General features: G+C 65.8%; 17 protein-coding genes. 12 read left to right on the top strand and 5 right to left on the bottom strand.

Annotation, left to right across the window (positions count from 1 at the left end):
• Positions 1-29 precede the first annotated feature (29 nt).
• From P3W85_RS33250 to P3W85_RS33220, 7 genes are all read left to right on the top strand, one after another.
• Positions 30-1,034, top strand: coding sequence for an ABC transporter permease (locus P3W85_RS33250; protein WP_017228152.1), 1,005 nt, complete (start codon positions 30-32; stop codon positions 1,032-1,034).
• A complete protein-coding gene (locus P3W85_RS33245) occupies positions 1,031-1,870 on the top strand; it encodes an ABC transporter permease (RefSeq protein ID WP_276267881.1) in 840 nt (279 codons plus the stop codon). Before P3W85_RS33250 ends, P3W85_RS33245 begins: the two co-directional genes overlap by 4 nt.
• 18 nt (positions 1,871-1,888) lie before the next feature.
• The gene (locus P3W85_RS33240) at positions 1,889-3,526 is read left to right on the top strand and encodes an ABC transporter ATP-binding protein (RefSeq protein ID WP_017228154.1); all 1,638 of its coding nucleotides are present in this window, start codon (positions 1,889-1,891) and stop codon (positions 3,524-3,526) included.
• Positions 3,527-3,597: 71 nt separating this feature from the next.
• Positions 3,598-4,860: a 4-aminobutyrate--2-oxoglutarate transaminase gene (locus tag P3W85_RS33235; protein ID WP_276267880.1), complete on the top strand. Its 1,263-nt coding sequence runs from the start codon at positions 3,598-3,600 to the stop codon at positions 4,858-4,860.
• 43 nt (positions 4,861-4,903) lie between these two features.
• Complete coding sequence (locus P3W85_RS33230) at positions 4,904-6,370, top strand: NAD-dependent succinate-semialdehyde dehydrogenase (RefSeq protein WP_276267879.1); 1,467 nt, start codon at positions 4,904-4,906, stop codon at positions 6,368-6,370.
• 35 nt (positions 6,371-6,405) lie between these two features.
• Complete coding sequence (locus P3W85_RS33225; protein WP_017224287.1) at positions 6,406-6,723, top strand: cupin domain-containing protein; 318 nt, start codon at positions 6,406-6,408, stop codon at positions 6,721-6,723.
• A 33-nt stretch (positions 6,724-6,756) separates the two neighbouring features.
• The gene (locus tag P3W85_RS33220; protein ID WP_276267878.1) at positions 6,757-7,830 is read left to right on the top strand and encodes a histone deacetylase family protein; all 1,074 of its coding nucleotides are present in this window, start codon (positions 6,757-6,759) and stop codon (positions 7,828-7,830) included.
• A gap of 150 nt (positions 7,831-7,980) precedes the next feature.
• Here the strand turns inward: P3W85_RS33220 and P3W85_RS33215 are convergent, their stop codons facing one another.
• Both P3W85_RS33215 and P3W85_RS33210 read right to left on the bottom strand, forming a co-directional pair.
• Positions 7,981-8,454 (bottom strand): aminoacyl-tRNA deacylase, encoded by a 474-nt coding sequence (locus tag P3W85_RS33215; protein WP_017224289.1) that lies wholly within the window; start codon positions 8,452-8,454, stop codon positions 7,981-7,983.
• Between the two features lie 111 nt (positions 8,455-8,565).
• Positions 8,566-9,510 (bottom strand): LysR family transcriptional regulator, encoded by a 945-nt coding sequence (locus P3W85_RS33210; protein ID WP_017224290.1) that lies wholly within the window; start codon positions 9,508-9,510, stop codon positions 8,566-8,568.
• A 68-nt stretch (positions 9,511-9,578) separates the two neighbouring features.
• Here P3W85_RS33210 and P3W85_RS33205 point away from each other — a divergent pair, with 68 nt between their 5' ends.
• From P3W85_RS33205 to P3W85_RS33185, 5 genes are all read left to right on the top strand, one after another.
• Positions 9,579-10,586 (top strand): M24 family metallopeptidase, encoded by a 1,008-nt coding sequence (locus P3W85_RS33205; RefSeq protein WP_276267877.1) that lies wholly within the window; start codon positions 9,579-9,581, stop codon positions 10,584-10,586.
• A gap of 747 nt (positions 10,587-11,333) precedes the next feature.
• A complete protein-coding gene (locus tag P3W85_RS33200; protein ID WP_017224291.1) occupies positions 11,334-11,657 on the top strand; it encodes an H-NS histone family protein in 324 nt (107 codons plus the stop codon).
• 114 nt (positions 11,658-11,771) lie between these two features.
• Positions 11,772-12,164 (top strand): lysozyme inhibitor LprI family protein, encoded by a 393-nt coding sequence (locus tag P3W85_RS33195; protein ID WP_035805766.1) that lies wholly within the window; start codon positions 11,772-11,774, stop codon positions 12,162-12,164.
• Between the two features lie 166 nt (positions 12,165-12,330).
• A complete protein-coding gene (locus P3W85_RS33190; protein WP_017224293.1) occupies positions 12,331-13,488 on the top strand; it encodes an acyl-CoA dehydrogenase family protein in 1,158 nt (385 codons plus the stop codon).
• 140 nt (positions 13,489-13,628) lie between these two features.
• On the top strand, positions 13,629-14,531 hold the full coding sequence (locus P3W85_RS33185) for a hypothetical protein (protein WP_276267876.1): 903 nt from the start codon (positions 13,629-13,631) through the stop codon (positions 14,529-14,531).
• A 40-nt stretch (positions 14,532-14,571) separates the two neighbouring features.
• Here P3W85_RS33185 and P3W85_RS33180 read toward each other — a convergent pair whose 3' ends face one another.
• From P3W85_RS33180 to P3W85_RS33170, 3 genes are all read right to left on the bottom strand, one after another.
• The gene (locus tag P3W85_RS33180) at positions 14,572-15,882 is read right to left on the bottom strand and encodes an MFS family transporter (protein WP_017224295.1); all 1,311 of its coding nucleotides are present in this window, start codon (positions 15,880-15,882) and stop codon (positions 14,572-14,574) included.
• A 340-nt stretch (positions 15,883-16,222) separates the two neighbouring features.
• A complete protein-coding gene (locus tag P3W85_RS33175) occupies positions 16,223-16,615 on the bottom strand; it encodes a hypothetical protein (protein ID WP_035805772.1) in 393 nt (130 codons plus the stop codon).
• A 148-nt stretch (positions 16,616-16,763) separates the two neighbouring features.
• Positions 16,764-19,461, bottom strand: a 2,698-nt coding sequence (locus P3W85_RS33170; protein ID WP_276267875.1) for a M16 family metallopeptidase, incomplete at its 5' end; no start/stop codon positions are given.

Genomic DNA, 19,461 nt, shown 5'->3' with positions numbered 1-19,461 from the left:
GCCCAGCGTTTGCCCGCGTGGAGCATGCCGTGAATTTTCTCTCTTTCCTGCTAGCCCGTCTGTGGAAGGCCCTGGTGGTCGTCCTCGGCGTGGTCATCATCAATTTCTTCCTGATCCGCATGGCGCCGGGAGACCCCGCCACCGTGCTGGCGGGCGAGGCCGGCGCCGGCGATGCCGCCTTCGTGGGCCAGTTGCGCCAGCAGTTCGGTCTCGACCAGCCGGTGCTGACGCAGCTCGGCATCTACCTGAAGGGCGTGGCCAGGCTCGATCTCGGCTACTCCTATCGCAATCACCTGCCGGTCCTCGACCTGATCCTGGACCGCCTGCCCGCGACCATCGTGCTGATGAGCGGCGCCTTTGTCTTCTCCCTTGTGCTGGGCGTGTTCCTGGGTGTGGTCTCCGCGCGAACGCGCTATGAGAACAAGCGGCGCTGGATCGACAGCGCGGTGATGTCCGCGGCGTTGCTGCTGTATGCCACGCCGCTGTTCTGGCTGTCGCTGATGGCCATCATCCTGTTCTCGGTGGTGCTCGGCTGGCTGCCGGCGTTCGGCATGGAAACCATCGGCGCCGGCTATACGGGCCTGGCGCGCATGCAGGATGTGGCGCTGCACATGATCCTGCCCACCGTCTCGCTGGGCTGCTTCTTCATGGCGGTCTATGTGCGCCTGACGCGCGCCTCGATGCTGGAGGTGATGGGCATGGATTTCGTCAAGACCGCGCGCGCCAAGGGCGTGCCGGCCGGCCGCGTGATCCGCGTGCATGTGCTGCGCAACGCGCTGCTGCCTGTGATCACCTTTGCCGGCATCCAGCTGGGGCAGATGGCCGGCGGCGCGGTGCTGACCGAAACCGTGTTCTCCTGGCCGGGCATCGGCCGGCTGATGTTCGATGCCCTGCTGCAGCGCGATTACCAGCTGCTGCTCGGCATTTTCTTCGTCACCTCGGCGCTGGTGGTGTTCTTCAACCTGGTGACCGATATCGTCTACCGCTTCATCGACCCCCGCATCTCGGTGGGCGGCAAGGGAGCCGCGGCATGAAAGCCTTTGCACAACGTTACTGCCGCAACTACGGTGCGGTGATCGGCCTGATCGTGTTGCTGCTGGTGGTGGCCGTGGCGCTGCTGGCGCCGGTGCTGTACCAGGACTCGCCCTGGCTGATGGTCGCCGATCCCCTGGTGCATCCCTTCGCGGACGCGGCCTATCCCTTCGGTACCGACATGCTCGGGCGCGACATCACCGCCGGCATGCTGTACGGCGCGCGGGTCTCGCTGCTGGTGGGCGTGATCTCCACCGGCGTGGCGCTGGTGTTCGGCATCCTGGTCGGCTCGGTGGCCGGCTATTGCGGTGGCCGCATCGACGACGCGCTGATGCGTTTCACCGAGTTTTTCCAGACCATTCCGCAACTGGCGATGGCGGTGGTGATCGTGGCCATCTTCAATCCCACCATCTATTCCATCGTGGCCGCCATTTCCGTCGTCTCCTGGCCACCGGTGGCGCGCCTGGTGCGCGGAGAATTCCTCACCCTCAAGCAGCGCGAGTTCGTGCAGGCGGCGGTGGTGATCGGGCAGAGGCCGCTGCGCATCATCCTCACGCAGATCCTTCCCAACGCCATGTCGCCCATCATCGTGTCGGCCTCCTTCATGGTGGCCACCGCGATCCTGACCGAGTCGGCGCTGTCCTTCCTGGGCCTGGGCGACCGCAACATGATGAGCTGGGGCTTCATGATCGGCGCGGCCCGCACCATGATCCGCGAAGCCTGGTGGATGAGCGTGTGGCCGGGCGTCGCCATCCTGCTGACGGTGCTGTCCATCAACCTGATCGGCGAAGGGCTGAACGACGCCATGAATCCGCAACTGCGCCGCCGTGGCGAGTAAGCACAAGGAAGAGCCATCATGCAAGCACCCGTCAAGCCAGCGCTGCTGTCCGTGCGCGACCTCACCATCGCGCTGCCCGCGGGCGGCGATCGCGCCCATGCCGTGAAGAATGTGAGCTACGACCTGCACGCCGGCGAGATCCTCTGCATCGTCGGGGAATCGGGCTCGGGCAAGTCGATGAGCGCCAACGCCATCATGGGCCTGCTGCCGCCCTACCTGAAGCCGCAGGGCGGCCGGATCCTGTTCCAGGGCCGCGACCTGCTGGCGCAGGATGAAGAGACCCTGCTGTCCATGCGTGGCAAGGCCATGGCGATGGTGTTCCAGGAGCCGCTGTCGGCCCTGAACCCGGTGATGACGGTTGGCGACCAGATCGCCGAGGTCATGCGCGTGCACGATGCCTGTCCGGGCGAGGCGCGGGCGAATCGCGTGCTGGAACTGCTGGCCTTCGTCGGCCTGCCCGACCCCGCCACGCTGATGCACAGCTATCCGTTCCGGCTCTCCGGCGGGCAGCGCCAGCGCGTGGTGATCGCCATGGCGCTCGCGCTGGAGCCGGCGCTGCTGATCGCCGACGAGCCCACCACGGCGCTGGACGTCACCACGCAGGCACAGATCCTGGCGCTGATCAAGCGCATCCAGGCGGAGAAGGGCATGGGCGTGATGTTCGTCACGCACGATTTCGGCGTGGTGGCCGAGATCGCCGATCGCGTCGCGGTGATGGAGCAGGGCGTGCTGGTGGAAATGGGCACGGCGCAGCAGGTGCTCAACCACCCGCAGCATCCCTACACCCGAAGGCTGATCGGCGCCGTGCCGCACGGGCGCGCCAAGGAGCGCGACCTGCACGTGGCCGAGACGGTGCTGGAGGTGCGCGATCTGCGCAAGACGTACGCCTCCGGCGGCGGCTTGTTCAGCAAGAAACGCGTGGTCAACGCCGTGGACGGCGTGAGCTTCAGCGTGCGGCGCGGCCAGACGCTGGGGATCGTGGGCGAATCCGGCTCCGGCAAGTCCACCATCGGCAAGTGCCTGCTGAAGCTGACCGGCATCGACGGCGGCGAGCTGCTGTTCGACGGCCAGGATATCGCGCGCTTGACGGAGCGGCAGTTCCGGCCGCTGCGCAGCGATGTGCAGATGATCTTCCAGGACCCGTTCGCCTCGCTGAACCCGCGCCATACGGTGGGCCGCATCATCACCGACGGCCCGGTGGCCAACGGCGTGCCGCCGGCCCAGGCCCAGGCCCGCGGCCGCGAGCTGCTGCAACTGGTGGGGCTGGAGCCTTCCGCCTTCGACCGCTATCCCAACCAGTTCTCCGGCGGCCAGCGCCAGCGCATCGGCATCGCGCGCGCGCTGGCGCTGGAGCCGAAGCTGCTGGTGGCGGACGAATCCGTCTCGGCGCTGGATGTCTCGGTGCAGGCGCAGGTGCTGCAATTGCTGAACGACCTGCAGAAGCGGCTCGATATCGGCCTGATCTTCATCACGCACGACCTGCGCGTGGCGGCGCAGATCTGCCACCACGTGATCGTGATGCACAAGGGGAAGGTGGTGGAGTCCGGCCCGCCGGGCCAGATCTTCGATGCCCCGCGCCACGAATACACGCAGCGCCTGATTGCCGCCATTCCCGGCAAGGCATGGGATCCGACCCTGGTTCGCGCAGCCGCCTGAGCCCGGCGCCGGCCCCGGCACGCACAACCCCGACAGCACAACCGATATCGATATCCAAGATGGAGCAACAGATGAAGAATGCCGAACTGGTCCGCCGCAAAGATGCCGCCACGCCCCGTGGCGTCGGCGTGATGTGCAATTTCTACGCCGAGCGCGCCGAGAACTCGGAGATATGGGACGTGGAAGGCAAGCGCTATATCGACTTCGCCGCCGGCATCGCGGTGCTCAACACCGGCCACCGCCACCCGCGCCTGGTCGAAGCCGTGCAGCGCCAGCTGGAGCGCTTCACGCACACCGCGTACCAGATCGTGCCTTACGCCAGCTATATCGAGCTGGCCGAGAAGATCAACCAGCGTGCCCCCGGCCATTCGGCCAAGAAGACCGCTTTCTTCACCACCGGCGCCGAAGCGGTGGAGAACGCCATCAAGATCGCCCGCGCCGCCACCGGCCGCCCGGGCGTGATCGCCTTCTCCGGCGGCTTCCACGGCCGCACCATGATGGGCATGGCGCTGACCGGCAAGGTGGTGCCGTACAAGGTGGGCTTCGGTCCCTTCCCCGGCGAGGTGTTCCACGCGCCGTACCCTTGCGCGCTGCACGGCGTGTCGGTGGAGGACGCGCTCAAGGCCCTGCAGCAGCTGTTCAAGGCCGACGTGGATCCGCAGCGCGTGGCCGCCATCATCTTCGAGCCGGTGCAGGGCGAAGGGGGCTTCAACGTGGCGCCGCCCGCCTTCGTCAAGGCGCTGCGCGCGCTGTGCGACGAGCACGGCATCCTGCTGATCGCCGATGAAGTGCAGACCGGTTTCGGCCGCACCGGCAAGCTGTTCGCGATGGAGCACTACGACGTGGCGCCGGACCTTACCACCATGGCCAAGAGCCTTGCCGGCGGGATGCCGCTGTCGGCGGTGTGTGGCCGTGCCGAAGTGATGGATGCACCGGCCCCCGGCGGCCTGGGCGGCACCTATGCCGGCAACCCGCTGGCGCTCGCCTGCGCGCTGGCGGTGCTCGACGTGCTGGAAGACGAGCAACTGATTGCGCGCGGCGCGGCGCTGGGCCAGCGCCTGGCCGGGCGCCTGGAAAGCCTGAAATCGCGTGTGCCGCAGATCGCGGAAGTGCGCGGCCTGGGCGCGATGGTGGCGGTGGAGTTCCGCTGCGCGGATGGCACGCCGGATGCGGAGTTCACGCGCGAGGTGCAGAACCGCGCGCTCGGGCAGGGTCTGCTGCTGCTGTCTTGCGGCGTGTACGGCAATGTGATCCGCTTCCTGTTCCCGCTGACCATCAGCGATGCGGTGATGAACGAAGGACTGGATATTCTCGCCGACGCGCTCACCCGCTGAGGCGCGAACCGACTGAAAAGTGCAACGAGAGACGAAACCGATCATGCAACTCAAAGACCCCACTCTGCTGCGCTCGCAGGCCTTCATCGGCGGCCAGTGGCAGGACGCCGACAGCGGCGCCACCTTTGCCGTCACCAATCCCGTGGACGGCTCGGCGATCGGCACCGTGCCGCTGATGGGCGCCGCCGAAACCGCCCGCGCCATCGAGTCTGCCCGCGTGGCGCAGGCGGCATGGCGCCGCAAGACCGCCCGCGAGCGGGCGCAGGTGCTGCGCGCCTGGTACGGCCTGATGCTGGCGAATGCCGACGACCTTGCCCTGCTGATGACCACCGAACAGGGCAAGCCGCTGGCCGAGGCGCGTGGCGAGGCCCTCTATGCCGCGTCCTTCCTGGAATGGTTCGCCGAGGAAGCCAAGCGCGTCCATGGTGACGTGCTGGCGACGCCGGCGGCCGACAAGCGCCTGCTGGTGGTCAAGGAACCGGTTGGCGTTTGCGCGGCGATTACGCCGTGGAATTTCCCGCTGGCGATGATCACGCGCAAGGCCGGCCCCGCGCTGGCCGCGGGTTGCGCGATGGTGCTCAAGCCTGCCGAGGACACCCCGCTGTCCGCGCTGGCGCTGGCACTGCTGGCCGAGCGCGCTGGCCTGCCGGCGGGCCTTTTGAGCGTGGTGACGGGCGACGCCGCCAGCTCGATCGGCATCGGTGGCGAGCTGACCGCCAGCCCTGTGGTGCGCAAGCTCAGCTTTACCGGCTCCACCGAAGTGGGGCGCATCCTGATGCGCCAGTCGGCGCCCACCATCAAGAAACTGTCGCTGGAGCTGGGCGGCAATGCACCGTTCATCGTGTTCGACGACGCGGATCTCGATGCCGCGGTGGAAGGCGCCATGGCTTCCAAATACCGAAATGCCGGCCAGACCTGCGTCTGCGCCAACCGCCTCTATGTCCACGACAAGGTATACGACGCCTTCGCCCGGAAGCTGGTGGCCGCGGTGGCAGAGCTGAAGGTCGGCCCCGGCGTGGAGCCCGGCGTGCTGCAAGGCCCGCTGATCAACGAAGACGCGGTGGCCAAGGTGGAGCTGCATATCGCCGACGCGCTTGCCAAAGGCGCGCGCGTGCTTGCCGGCGGCAAGCGCCACGGCCTGGGCGGCACCTTCTTCGAGCCTACCGTACTGGCGGACGTCACGCCGGCCATGCGGGTGGCGAAGGAAGAAACCTTCGGCCCGCTCGCGCCCCTGTTCCGTTTCAGCGCCGACGACGAAGTGGTCGCGATGGCCAACGACACCGAGTTTGGCCTGGCGTCGTATTTCTTCAGCCGCGATATCGGCCGCATCTGGCGCGTCGCCGAGGCGCTGGAGTACGGCATGGTCGGCATCAACACCGGGCTGATCTCCAACGAGGTGGCGCCGTTCGGCGGCGTCAAGCAGTCCGGCCTGGGCCGCGAAGGCTCCTCGTACGGCATCGAGGAGTACCTGGAGGTCAAGTATCTCTGCATGGGCGGTGTCGACCGCTAAGCCGTCCTTTGTCATCACGCATACCGGAGAGCATCATGAGCAGACCGCAAGCCGTTCCCACCGTGCAGGTCGACAATGACCGCGTGGTCGTCACCGAGTGGCGCTTCGCGCCGGGCGCCGAGACCGGCCATCACCGGCACGGCTACGACTACGTGGTGGTGCCGATGACCACCGGCGCGCTGCGCCTGGAGACGCCGGCCGGCGAGGTCGTCAGCCAACTGGTGGCAGGCCGTGCCTACTACCGTGGCGCCGGCGTGGAGCACAACGTGATCAACGCCCACGAGGGCGAATGCGTGTTCGTGGAGATCGAGATCAAGCAGGCCGCCGCGCAGCCCCCGGCGACGGGCAGCTGACGTGCAACGACAGGTGTCACCTCAAGTAAAATCATGCGCGCCTTCTTTTCGGATGAGCAACTACTGCACCAGCCCCGCCAGTTCATGCGCGCGGGCCGCCTGTGCGAACCCACCGACGTGCCTGCCAGGGCCCATGCGCTGCAACGCGCGCTGGCCGGGCGCGGCATTGTCCTGGCTGAGCCGGCCGATTTCGGCCGCGCGCCGCTGGAGGCCGTGCACAGCCCGGCCTATCTCGATTTCCTGGGCTATGCCTTTGAGCGCTGGATGGCGCTGGCGCGGCCCGGCTTCGAGCCGGGCATCGAGGTGCTGCCCAACCTCTCGCCTTACTACAACGGCCGCGTGGACCAGTCGCGCCGCGCGCCGTGCCCGACCGATTCCATCATTGCCCAGGCGGGTTACTACCTGGGCGATCTGAGCGCACCGCTCGGTCCCCACAGCTGGCGCTCGATCCTGCGCTCGGCGCACAGCGCCATAGCCGCGGCGCAGTACGTCTGCGAGCAGCAGGACCGGCAGGGCATTGCCTATTCGCTGTCGCGCCCGTCCGGCCACCACGCGCACAGCGACCGCGCGGTGGGCTTCTGCTACGTCAACAACTCGGCCCTTGCCGCCGAAACCCTGCTCAAGCGCTTCGGCAAGGTAGCGGTGCTGGACGTGGACGCGCATCATGGCGACGGCACCCAGCAGATCTTCTACCAGCGTGCGGACGTGATGACGATCTCGCTGCACGCCGACCCGAGCGCGTATTACCCCTTCTATACGGGCTATGCCAACGAGCGTGGCTATGGCGCGGGCTATGGCTACAACCTGAACTTCCCGCTGCCGCACGGCACCGGGGATGCCGGCTTCCTGGGCGCGCTCGACAACGCTCTCGACGCCCTGCGCGACTACCGCCCGCAGGCGCTGGTGCTGGCGCTCGGGTTCGACACGTATATCCACGATCCCATCAGCGTGTTGCGGGTGGGGCTGGACGCCTATCGCGGCATCGGCGAGCGCGTCAATGCGCTGGGCGTGCCCACGGTGGTGGTGCAGGAAGGCGGCTACGAGGTCGAAGCGATCGGCCCCGCGCTCGATTCCTTTCTGTCGGGTCTCGTGCCGGTCATGGCCTGAGGGCCGTACGCGCAGCCGCGATCCGGCCTGGTTCCGTGCCTCATGTTTGCTCCCCTCTCCCGCTTGCGGGAGAGGGGAGCAAACACCATCATCAATGCGGACGGCTTTGGCGCCTCCTGCCGGCTTCGGCCAACGTTGGCGAGATGACAGCTACATCATGCGGCGGGAGAAGTTCCCCTGTTCCGCGCCTGCCATCAGGTCGGCGAACTGGTCGGCGCTCATATGGACCAGTTGCTGGTGGTCGCCTGCCTCGAAGAATACTTCCGGCTGGCCGAGCAGGCTGCTGTCCAGGTAGGTGTGCATGCCGTAGGCCATCGCCACCGGCGGGATGGCGCCAAGATCGCAATCCTTGAAGACTTCGCGGATCTCTTCCTCGTGGGCGAGTACCAGCGTGCGGCCGGTTTGCGCGCAGATGGCCGCGAGGTTGAGGTGGTGGCTGGACGGAATCACGGCGGCCACATAGCCGATGTCATCCTCCAGCAACAGGGTCTTGGCCAGGCGATCTCCGGGAACGTGCGCAGCCTCCGCAGTGGCCATGCTGCTGAGGGTGTAGGGATGGCGGATGGTGTCGAAACGGCTGTTCCTGCTATTCAGGCAATTTGCCAGGGTGGTAGCCAAGGCCATGATGCGTCTCCTTCGCTGTACGTTGCGCACGGGCCGTGGCTGGCCCCTGCGTTTCCTACTATAGTTCGTGCCCCTGGCCGCGGCGGTACGGCGTTCTCATCGGTGCATGCCCTATGCCTCTTCGTCCGCATCCGTGGGCAGCGCCTGCCGCGGTTGCGGCCACAAGGCCTGCAACTCGGTCTTGAGGAAGTTGAGCAGGTAGCGCGTGGCCATGGTCTGGTAGCGGTTAGGCATGGTCAGCATATAGAGCCGGCTGCCGAACACGCTGATGCGATAGTCGGGCAGCACGGGTACCAGGGTGCCGGCTTCGAGTTCCGCCGCGACGGCATAGAGCGGGAAGATGCCGAGACCGAGATCGCCCAGCACGCCGTCCTTGAGGAAGGCGAAGTTCTCCGAACTCAGCGTGGGTTCCAGCGCCACCTGTTCGCGCGCGGCGCCGTTGCCGCGCGTGCCGAAGGCCTTCAGTTTCTGGCCGATCGGCGAGGCGCAGACGATGGCATGGTCCCGGAGGCCGGCCAGTTCGCGCGGGGCGGGCTGCGTGGAGAGGTAGCCGGGCGAGCCGCATACCACCCATTCGACCACGCCGATCTCTGTCGCGACCACCGAGTCCGGCGGTGTCGAGATGATGCGCAGGGCCACTTCCACATCTTCCGACACCAGGTTGTGGATGCGGTTGTCGAACACCACATCGAGCGTGATGTCGGGGTAGCGGTGCTTGAACTTCACCAGCAACGGGGACAGCATCGAATGGCCCAGCCCGGTCGGCACCGACAGCCGCACATGGCCTTGCAGGCTCTTGCCCATGCTGGTGATCAGCGCATTGGCCGCGGCCACCTCGCCCAGGATGTTGCGGCCGTGCTCGTACAGGCCCGCGCCTACCGGCGTGGGTTCCACGTGGCGGGTGGTCCGGCGCAGCAACTGCACCCCAAGCGCTTCTTCCAGCGCCTTCAGGTGGTAGCTCACATTGGCGCGGGTCATCTTGAGCTTGCGTGCCGCCGCGGAGAGGTTGCCGGCGTCGACGATATCCACGAAAAGACGTAGGGCGTTAAGGTCCATGTGGCGCTTGAATTTCTCGGGTGAACGCGTGCCGGCGGGCGCGGGCACGGCAGACAGTTTAGCGTTTTATGGCATTGCGACGGGCTGGTGCGCTGGTGGTACCGGCGCGCACGCCAAGGGCCATCATTGACCGCCTGAATGCGGAAAGCAGGAATTTCTTTACCGGCGCCGCGGTGAAGGCAAGGCTGGGCATGCTTCAGCTTGAACCGCTGCCTTCAAAGCCGGAGGCCGTAAAGGAGGGGATGCGACGCGACGGCAAGGCATGGGGTCCGCTGATCCGGCAACCCGGCCTGGACAACGACCAGACAAGACGAATCGACAAAGCGTCTCGATCAGGCGTCGCAATTAGCCGGCGCAATCGGATGGCTCGACAAAACGACCAGGAAAAACGGCAAAGGGATCGCTTCAATGCCAAAACTCAGCAGAGCTCTTCGGGACAGCCGCTATCGGAAGATGGCCACCTTGATGGACGAACTCCATGTCGGCGCACTTATTTTCACGAGTGGCGATTTTTTCAGTTCGCGACCAACTTCCATACCGATGTGCTGCTCAATATCGTGATTCCCCCGCTCAATGGCCTCGCCATCGAGAACGAGCGCACCTGGTTCCGTGGCCGGCCTGGCAACGAGCAGGTAAAGCTGTGGATCTCCGTCAGGAATGCGAATGAAGCAGCCATTGCTGCGGTCCGCACCGGTCATCCGGTGAACGCGATCGATGCCGCAGCGCAGGCGGAAATCGAAAAAGCGGGGTTTGGGGATTTCATTAGCCATCGCACCGGCCACGCGATCGGCATCATCCATCATGCGTATCCGGAGGATATGGCCTTTTGCCACTGGCCTTTGCTTGATGACGAGGTGTATTTGAATCTATGCCTACGGCATTGGCGGATTCCGGCTGGACGATACGGTGGTGGTCGGACAGACGCCACGCACGCTGACGTCCACGCCCGAGACACATGGAATATGCGACGGTGCGATAGGCGCCGACAGCGCCGTAGCCGCACGTCCATCACCTTCTACGCGGCGGCAGCCTGCCGGAAGGTCCAGGCTGCCGTATTCCTCAGCCTGGCGCCGTAATTCCTATTGGCAAAAAGGAAAAATGCACCGGGGGGATTCCAATAGCCCGGAGGCGGCGTATCAAACGGCCTGCAGACCCTCCGGGCCAAGCGCTTGCGCACCTGCCGCGATGTCTTGCCAATGCATTCCTACCAATGCAGGGTAAAGAAAGTCACAAGTATATAAAGACAAGTGCCGCCCGCTATGCACCGGGGTGCAATCCGGCAGGCGACGAGAACCGCCGGAATACGAGCGAAAGTGGAGATTGCTTAGCATTGGACCGGTGTTGCCACCCTGGCACCGGCAATTGGCGGAAACCCTTGCCCACGGCAGCCCTCTTGCCTATCTTATTGTCCATACATTTAAGGTGGCGCTCAGGCATACGGGCTACTGGCGATTGCCGGATTTCCCCAACCAATTGCCTTCTCCGCACTGTCGCCTCATCGGCGCTAGCAGCGCTTTGTCACGGTACCGGGGTGGGACATCAATGCGGCTGGCTCTGGGCGCGCAAGAGATTGGCCGCCAGCCTAACGATTGAATCACCGGATACGGATTCGGAATAGCCGGAGTTTGTCGAGACTATCGCCAGGCAATCCGGCCGGCAATTGGCCCGAAATTGGCGTGCCTTTGCGCTTTTCAATTCGTGTACAAATCCCGGCTGTTGTATCAACTTCTTACGCGATTACATTTTCTTTAATCAAACGTGGTAGGCTGTGCCAGCAAAATTTCCTCTATCATTGAATTAACACCCGCACCAGGAGATTCAAAATGGCAACTTACAAGCAGCTGATTGCAGAGAAAGAAGCTCTCGAGGCAAAGCTGGCTGAGATGCGTGCGAGCGAAGTGGCTGGCGTGATCGCCCAGATTCAGGGCCTCATGGCTGAATACGAACTCACGGCCGACGATATCGCTCCCAAGCGTCGCCGCGGCCGTCCGGCAGCCGGTGCCAATGGCAAGGCTGCGGCCAAGCCCAAGACCAGCCTGCCCGCCAAGTATCGCGATCCCAAGACCGGCGCCACCTGGACCGGCCGTGGCCGCGCACCGGCATGGCTCGGTAAGAACCGCGCCCGTTTCCTGATCGCCGAAGCCTGATCTGCCGGCCCCAGCCCGTACTGCCCGCCCCTTCGCGGGGCGCGCGGCAGGCCGCTTGCCGCCTGTTTCGAGGCGGCAAGCGGTATCCGCGTCGAAATGCCCCCCGGATTCGCTATGAAAAAAGCGCTGCTATCAGCGTTATTGCTGGCCGCGCCCCTTGCCGCGCATGCCGATGAAAAGCTGCTGTCGAAGCAGTATTCGGCTTGCATGGACAAGCCGGATGTCACCACCGTTGGCATGCACGAGTGCATTGCAGCGGAGACGGCAAGGCAGGATAAAACCCTGAATGCCGCTTACAAAACCTTGCAGCAGGCGATTCTGCCGGCCCGCAAGCCGAAGCTGCTCGACGCCCAGCGTGCCTGGCTGAAATTCCGCGATGCCAATTGCGGATTCCAGGCCGACCCCGATGGCGGCACTCTCGCCGGCGTCAGCGCAGCCGCCTGCGTGATGCAGATGACCGCGGACCGCGCCAAGGAACTCGGCGACCTGGCAACGGAAGCGCGTTAGACCCAGTTAAATGCGGTGTCGCCGGCACGATAAAGTGCCGATGACTGCATTTGACTGTGTTGTCAAATTTGATTATCCATTCTGTTCAAGGTATGTGGGATTGTCAAAGCCAGGTGACGGCGTACCATGTTGGCCACATCGTCGTTTGCCTTGACCGGAGATTCCCATGAGCCTGGATGCAGAATCCTTTTCGCTGCTGCGCGCGTCGGTGCAGCGTTTTATCGACGAACGGCTGAAGCCGGCGGAGGATACGCTCGAGGAAATCGACGACGTGCCGGCGGAGATCGTCGCCGACATGAAGGAGATGGGTCTGTTCGGGATTTCCATCCCTGAGAACTATGGTGGCATCGGCCTGTCGATGTCGCAGGAATGCGATGTGGTGTACGACCTCGGCCATACCGCCTTTGCTTTCCGCTCGGTGTTCGGCACCAACGTCGGCATCGGTTCGCAAGGCATCCTGATGGACGGCACCGAGGCGCAGAAGCAGGAATACCTGCCAAAGATCGCAAGCGGCGAACTGGTCATCTCGTTTGCGCTGACCGAGCCGAATGCCGGTTCCGATGCCGCTTCGCTGCAGACCCGGGCCGAACTGGACGGCGATCACTACATCATCAACGGCACCAAGCGCTTCATCACCAACGCGCCGCGAGCCGGCGCCTTCACGCTGATGGCGCGCACCGGCGGCGCCGGCGCGTCGGGTATTTCCTCGTTTATCGTGCCGGCGAATACCCCGGGCATCTCGCTGGGCAAGCCGGACAAGAAGATGGGCCAGCGTGGCACCAAGACTTGCGACGTGGTGCTGGAAAACGTGCGCGTGCCTGCCGCCAACATCATCGGCGGCGTACCCGGCGTCGGCTTCAAGACCGCCATGAAGGTGCTCGACCGCGGCCGCCTGCATATCTCCGCGCTGGCCTGCGGCATGGCGCATCGCCTGATTACCGATGCCGTGGCCTATGCCAAGGAGCGCAAGCAGTTCGGCCATCCGATCGGCGATTTCCAGCTGATCCAGGCCATGCTGGCCGATAGCCAGGCCGAGCTGTACGCCGGCCTGTCGATGGTGCGCGACTGCGCCCAGCGCTACGACGCCAAGGCGCCCGGCAAGAGCGATCCGGAAGTCAGCATGCTGGCCTCCTGCACCAAGATGTTCTGTACCGAGATGGTGGGCCGCGTGGCCGACCGCGCCGTGCAGATCCACGGCGGCGCCGGGTACATCGCCGAGTACAAGGCTGAGCGCTTCTATCGCGACGTGCGCCTGCTGCGCCTGTACGAAGGCACCACGCAGATCCAGCAACTGATCATCGCCAAGCAGCTCCTGCGCGACTGATCGGCGCAAGGCGAGGGCGAGGCGGGCGCCAGGCCGGTCTCGCCATCCGTATCCGCGCCGATGCCGCATGGCGCCCCTTCGGCGCTCCCTGCAGCGCCCTCGCGCGCGCAATGTCCCGTTGCTTCACCGGACCGCTCCCGATGGCAATTGCCGCATTCAGCCTTCCCGCCTGCACCGGCGGCGTTCCTGCCCGGCAGAACCCCTCAAGCGAGGAAACGCCGCGGCTGCCGGGCATTGGCCCCGCCGTGCCCGCTGCTTCCCTTGCGCCGCAGTGGCAAATGGCCGGTCCTGAACTGGACGACGATGCCATCGGACCCGATGGCGCGCCCTGTTACCCGATCATCCGGGCCTTGATGGCCGGTGTGGCCGGCACGCCGCCGGATTGCGCGCGCCTGGCGCTCGATGCGGCCGCTGTGCTGGGACGAGCCGACCCCGTCTCCTCGGTGCAGGCAAGCCGCCTGCAAAGCTTCGACGGCGCGCTTTACCGGACCGGCACGGGGGCATGGACCATCCTCTACAGCGACAGGCTGGCCGCGCCGGACGTTCGCTTCATGATTGCCTATCTTTTGGGCCGGCAACTGCTTGGCGGCCGCGGCCTGGAGTTCGTGGAGTGTTCGAATGCGGCATTGATGGCGATGCCGGACGATGACTCGCCCGGCGGGCGCGGCTATGCCTTTGCCAGCCGGCTGCTGATGCCGATCGATGCCTGTCGGCGGGCCCTGCCGGGTGCGGTGGACCTCGACGTGCTGGCGGCGCTGGCTGGCCGCTTCCGCCTGCCTGTGCTGCATGTGGCGCGGCGCTGGCTGTCCTATACCTCGCGCAGGGCCATGCTGACCCTCAGGCGCGACGGCCGTGAGATGGGCAGCTGGGCCAGTGAAACGGCCTTCGGCCTGCGAGCCGGCGACCTCGTCGACGGGCCAGGGGCGCGCATTGCGCTTCAATCGCAGACGCTGGCCGGCGGCATTCGCATGGAGCTGTCGGTGGCGGCCAGGCAGTTGGCAACGCGTGCGGGCATGCATCGGCGCACGGCCTTTCCCGTCTAGCGCAGCGTGCGCAGCTGCCCCCGCCGGCGTCAGTGCCCCATCAGTGCTCGTGGTGCAGGTATCGGGCCTGCCGCGGCAGCCGGAAGCTGACCGCGAACACGACCACCATCATGACCGTCACGTACCAGTAGAAGCTCGATTCGTGGCCGAGGGATTTCAGGTCCAGCGCGACATACTCGGCCGAGCCGCCAAAGATCGCATTCGCCACGGCATAAGCCAGCCCCACGCCCAGCGCGCGCACCTCGGTCGGGAACATCTCGGCCTTCACGATCCCGCTGATCGAGGTGTAGAGGCTGACGATGGCCAGCGCGAGGGAAATCAGCACGAAGGCCACGAAGGGACTGTGGACGCTCTTCAGCGTCGTGAGAACCGGGACGGTGGCGAGCGCCCCGAGCGCCCCGAACAGCAGCATATTGTTGCGCCGTCCGATGCGGTCCGACAGCGCGCCGAAGAACGGTTGCATGCACATGTAAAGGAACAGGCAGCCGGTCATCACGTAGCTGGCGGTCTTGATGGACATGCCCGCGGTGTTCACCAGGTACTTCTGCATATACGTGGTGAAGGTATAGAAAATCAGCGAGCCGCCCGCGGTATAGCCCAGCACCGTGAAGAACGCCGCCTTGTGATGGCGGAACAGCGCGGTCAGGGTGCCCGCTTCCTTGTTCGAGCGGGTGGCTGCGGAGGTGGTTTCATGCAGGGTGCGCCGCAGGAACAGCGCGACGACCGCCGTGACGGCGCCCACCACGAAGGGGATGCGCCACCCCCAGGCCTTGAGTTCCTGCTCGTCGAGGAACTGCTGCAGCAACACCACCACCAGCACCGCCAGCAACTGGCCGCCGATCAGCGTGACGTACTGGAACGACGAGAAGAACCCGCGCTGGCCCTTGAGCGCCACCTCGCTCATATAGGTGGCGGTGGTACCGTACTCGCCGCCGACCGACAGCCCCTGCACCAGCCGCGCCACCAGCAGCAGCGCCGGAGCCCAGGCGCCGATGCTGTTGTAGGTGGGCAGGCTGGCGATCAGCAGCGAGCCGCCGCACATCATCGTCACCGAGATCAACAGCGAGTTCTTGCGGCCATGCCTGTCGGCGAGGCGGCCGAAGAGCCACCCCCCGATGGGCCGCATCAGGAAGCCGGCGGCAAACACGCCTGCGGTATTCAGCAGTTGCGCCGTAGGATCGGACTTGGGAAAGAAGGAGCCTGCGAAATAGATGGCGCAGAACGCGTAGACGTAGAAGTCGAACCATTCGACCAGGTTGCCGGAGGATGCGGCGACGATCGCGTAGACGCGCTTGCGCTTTTCTTCGGCGCTTGGCGGTGCATCGAGCACGGAGGCGGACAGGTCGGTCATGGTTTGTCTCTCCCTTTCCGCGTGTCGCGCCACGCGGCGAAAGCCGTGGTGCGAGATCGGCACGCAGGCTTTCAGTGTAGTGCGAATGCGGCGCAATGCCGGCGGGAAACCGGGGTGCCCTGGACGGGTTTGTGCGGGGGAGGCAGGGGTTTGTGCAGATCGCGCGATCTCGCGGATGGCACCGGCCAACGCAGAACAGGCCTGGCCGCATTGCGCGGCGTGGCCGACGCCGTCTGTCGTTTCAGCGGCCAGGCATCCGGACCAGCACCGCTGCGTTCGACCTGGATGACCTGGATGACGTGGATGAAGCTTCTTGACGCTTTTTGAAGTTTTTCCTGCGTTACTGCGATTCTTGCGTTTCTTGCGGCCAGACGCCGTCCACATCCCTTAGCAGATGGCCTGCCAGGATGTAGTCGCCCAGCCGGGTCGCCTTGGCCTCGAGATCGAGCAGTTCATGATCGGCCAGGGTGCCGAGATCGAACTGGCAGTACAGATTGCGCTGCCTGAAAGTGGTCTTGGTCTTGGCCAGCCCCTCGATCAGGGCTTCACGCGAATGGACAGCGATGCTCTCCTGTCCACGGTACTGCACTTTGATGCCGCGTTTTTCTCCGAGCCTGCCGAGTTCGACGGCATCCTGCCATCCGGTTTCATAGTCCAGCTCAAGCGCCAGCACATCTTTCGATGCGAGAAGCCGAAGCGCTTCTGCTTTGCTGCTAGCTCGCACTATTGACATCCACACCTCTTATATCGACTTATACTGTACGAATATACAGTCAACGCGTCATTGCGGCAAGGGGTTGCCCCCAGGCCGTACGGACTACTGCGCCAGCGGCGGCTTGCGCCGCGCTGGACGGTCATCATTTTCCTCCAGTCTTGCCATTTCAGGGGGCCGGCGCGGCCTCGGTGGCCGCCGCCTTTCCCGATTTCATGGTCGTCCCGGTATTTTGCGCTGCCGTGACAGAAAAGTCCCCGGCATAGACATGGACTACCCGTGCCGGGTCCAGGTACTTGCGGATCGCGGCATTGACCTGTTCGACCGTCGCCGTGGCGATACCATGCTCGTACTCTGTGACAAAGCGCATGGTGCGGCCCAGGAACAGTTGCTTGGCCAGCGTGCCGGCCAGCGCGGAATCGCCGGTGCGGGCCAGCAGGCCTTGCTGCAGCAGGCCGCTCCTGGCTTGCGCCAGTTCCTCCGGCGTGATACCGGCGGCCACCAGGCGGGCCAGTTCCTCCTCCACGCCGCGCTGGAGTTTGCCCAGGTTCTGCGGCGCATAGGCCGCTTGCATGCCGAACCGTCCGGCAGTGTCCAGGGCGCCTATCCGCACGAAACTGCCGACACTGTAACTGATGCCGTCCTTTTGGCGCAGGCGATCCGCCAGGCGGCTCTTGAGCGCGCTGCCGCCGAACACCCGGTTGGCGATGACCAGCGCCGGATAGTCGGGGGCATCGCTGGTCAGCCGGACCGGCAGCGCGGCCAGGTAGATGGCATTGGCCTTGTCCGGCGTCTGGCGGGTCAGCCGGGCCGGATCGAGCGCGATAAAGGGCCGCTCCACGCGCGCATAAGGCGCTTGCGACCGCCAGTCGCCAAACAGGCTGGCCAGTTGGGCCTCGACCGCCGCCCGGTCGAAGTCGCCGGCCAGCGCCACCTGCCCGTCGCCACCGCCATAGAAGCGCGCGTGGAAGGCGCGCAGGTCGGCCAGCTTCACCGCCCTGAGCGCCGCAATGCTTTCCTGCGCAGTGGCGACATAGCGCGGATCCCCCATGGGGTAGGGATTGCCGTGGCGGCCGAGCACGTTCTGGGCGATCGTCTCCGGCTGGCTCAGACCGCTTTCGATGCCAGCGATGGCATTGGTGCGCAGGGTCTCGAACTCGGCGGCGGGCAGGCCGGGCTCCCGGAGTATGTCGCGCAGCAGCGCCAGCGTCTGCGGCAGCGTTTCGCGGCGGGCTTCAAAGCGCACCGTGACCGATTCGGCGTCGCCCTGGACCGACACCACGGCCTTGAGCGCGGCCAGCCGGTCGGCGATCTGCTGCCGGTCCAGGCGGGAGGTGCCGCGCATCAGCATGGCGGCGGTGAGGCTGCCGGCGGCATCCAGGCCTTGCAGGCTGGCGACGTCGCCCATGCGCAGGATCAGCGCGCCGTTGACGGTCTGCCCGCGGCTGGGCTTGGGCAGCAGGGCGAACTGCATGCCGTTGGCCAGCTTGCCGCGCAGGGTGTGCGCCTCGATATTGTCCGGGCTTGGGTCGAAGGCCGGCACGGCGGCCTTGGCCGGCTTGCCCTGGTAGGCGGCCACCATCGCGGCGACGTCCGGGGCGGCGGGGATGGTGGCCCGTGCAAGCGTCTCCCCGGGCCTGTCGCCGGGCATGTCGATGGGGATGAAGCGGCCCAGCGTGCGGTTGCTTGCGCGCAGGTAGTTCAGCGCCACCCGCTGCAGGTCGGCCAGCGTCACGCGCTCGGCCTGCTCGCGCGCGACCAGCAGCAGGCGCCAGTCACCCCCGGCGATGGCCTCGGACAAGGCCACGGCGTAGCCGGAGGGGTTCTCCAGCAGGCGCTCGTAGCTGTTGAGCAGGCGGGTGCGGGCGCGCTCCAGTTCCTCCTGGGTCACCGGCCGCGCGGCGAAGCCCTCGACCTGCGCCACCAGGGCTTGCCGCGCTGCATCGAGGTCCTGCATCTTGCCCACCCCGGCCGCGAACAGCACCGAGCCGGGATCCTTCAGCGAGGACACCGAGCCGAACTGCCAGCTGGCTTTGCCGCTGTCGACCAGCGCTTTGTAGAGCCGCCCGCCCGCGCTGTCGGAGAGGATGTCGGCGAGCAACTGCATGGCCACGGTATCGGGATGGGCGCCCGGCGCGATGTGGTATTGCACCGCCACCAGTTGCGCGTCGCCGACGCGGCGCAGCGTGACCTCGCGCGCGCCTTCCTGCGGCGGCTCCACGGTGTACTGGAGCGGCAGCGTGCGCGTCGGCCGGGGGATCGTGCCGAAGTAGGTGCCGATGCGCGCCAGCGTGGCGGCCACGTCGAACTTGCCCGCCACCACCAGCACCGCGTTGTCGGGCTGGTAATGGCGGCGGTAAAACGCCTGCAGGTTGCCGATGGCGACATGCTCCACGTCGCTGCGCGCGCCGATCGGCATCTTGCCGTAGTTGTGCCAGCGGTAGGCGGCCGAACGCATCTGCTGCATCAGCATGCCGCCCGGGCTGTTCTCGTTGCGCTCCATCTCGTTGCGCACCACCGTCATCTCGCTATCGAGCGCCTCGCGGGCAACGAAGCTGTTGACCATGCGGTCCGCTTCCATCTTCAGCGCCCAGTCCAGGTTCTCCTCGCTGGCGGCGAAGCTCTCGAAGTAGTTGGTGCGGTCGAAGCCGGTGGTGCCGTTGAACTGCATGCCGCGGCGGGTGAGTTCCTGCGAGATGGTGTTGCCGGGCAGCGCCGGCGTGCCCTTGAAGAGCAGGTGCTCGAGCAGGTGCGCCATGCCGGTCTCGCCGTAGTTCTCATGGCGGCTGCCTACCAGGTAGGTCATGTTGACCGTGGTCACGGGCTGCGCCGCGTCCGGCGCCAGCAGTATCCGCAGGCCGTTGGCC

Source organism: Cupriavidus basilensis (genome assembly GCF_029335485.1).
GTDB lineage: Bacteria > Pseudomonadota > Gammaproteobacteria > Burkholderiales > Burkholderiaceae > Cupriavidus > Cupriavidus basilensis_E.
The sequence above is the reverse complement of the archived record's forward strand: the minus strand, read 5'-3'. Positions and strand labels throughout refer to the sequence as shown.

Coding starts and splice junctions, on each gene's coding strand:
- P3W85_RS33220 (WP_276267878.1), top strand. CDS start 6,757: ATGCGCGCCTTCTTTTCGGATGAGCAACTACTGCACCAGCCCCGCCAG.
- P3W85_RS33240 (WP_017228154.1), top strand. CDS start 1,889: ATGCAAGCACCCGTCAAGCCAGCGCTGCTGTCCGTGCGCGACCTCACC.
- P3W85_RS33205 (WP_276267877.1), top strand. CDS start 9,579: ATGGCATTGCGACGGGCTGGTGCGCTGGTGGTACCGGCGCGCACGCCA.
- P3W85_RS33210 (WP_017224290.1), bottom strand. CDS start 9,510: ATGGACCTTAACGCCCTACGTCTTTTCGTGGATATCGTCGACGCCGGC.
- P3W85_RS33180 (WP_017224295.1), bottom strand. CDS start 15,882: ATGACCGACCTGTCCGCCTCCGTGCTCGATGCACCGCCAAGCGCCGAA.
- P3W85_RS33225 (WP_017224287.1), top strand. CDS start 6,406: ATGAGCAGACCGCAAGCCGTTCCCACCGTGCAGGTCGACAATGACCGC.
- P3W85_RS33235 (WP_276267880.1), top strand. CDS start 3,598: ATGAAGAATGCCGAACTGGTCCGCCGCAAAGATGCCGCCACGCCCCGT.
- P3W85_RS33195 (WP_035805766.1), top strand. CDS start 11,772: ATGAAAAAAGCGCTGCTATCAGCGTTATTGCTGGCCGCGCCCCTTGCC.
- P3W85_RS33200 (WP_017224291.1), top strand. CDS start 11,334: ATGGCAACTTACAAGCAGCTGATTGCAGAGAAAGAAGCTCTCGAGGCA.
- P3W85_RS33230 (WP_276267879.1), top strand. CDS start 4,904: ATGCAACTCAAAGACCCCACTCTGCTGCGCTCGCAGGCCTTCATCGGC.
- P3W85_RS33185 (WP_276267876.1), top strand. CDS start 13,629: ATGGCAATTGCCGCATTCAGCCTTCCCGCCTGCACCGGCGGCGTTCCT.
- P3W85_RS33175 (WP_035805772.1), bottom strand. CDS start 16,615: ATGTCAATAGTGCGAGCTAGCAGCAAAGCAGAAGCGCTTCGGCTTCTC.
- P3W85_RS33245 (WP_276267881.1), top strand. CDS start 1,031: ATGAAAGCCTTTGCACAACGTTACTGCCGCAACTACGGTGCGGTGATC.
- P3W85_RS33190 (WP_017224293.1), top strand. CDS start 12,331: ATGAGCCTGGATGCAGAATCCTTTTCGCTGCTGCGCGCGTCGGTGCAG.
- P3W85_RS33215 (WP_017224289.1), bottom strand. CDS start 8,454: ATGGCCTTGGCTACCACCCTGGCAAATTGCCTGAATAGCAGGAACAGC.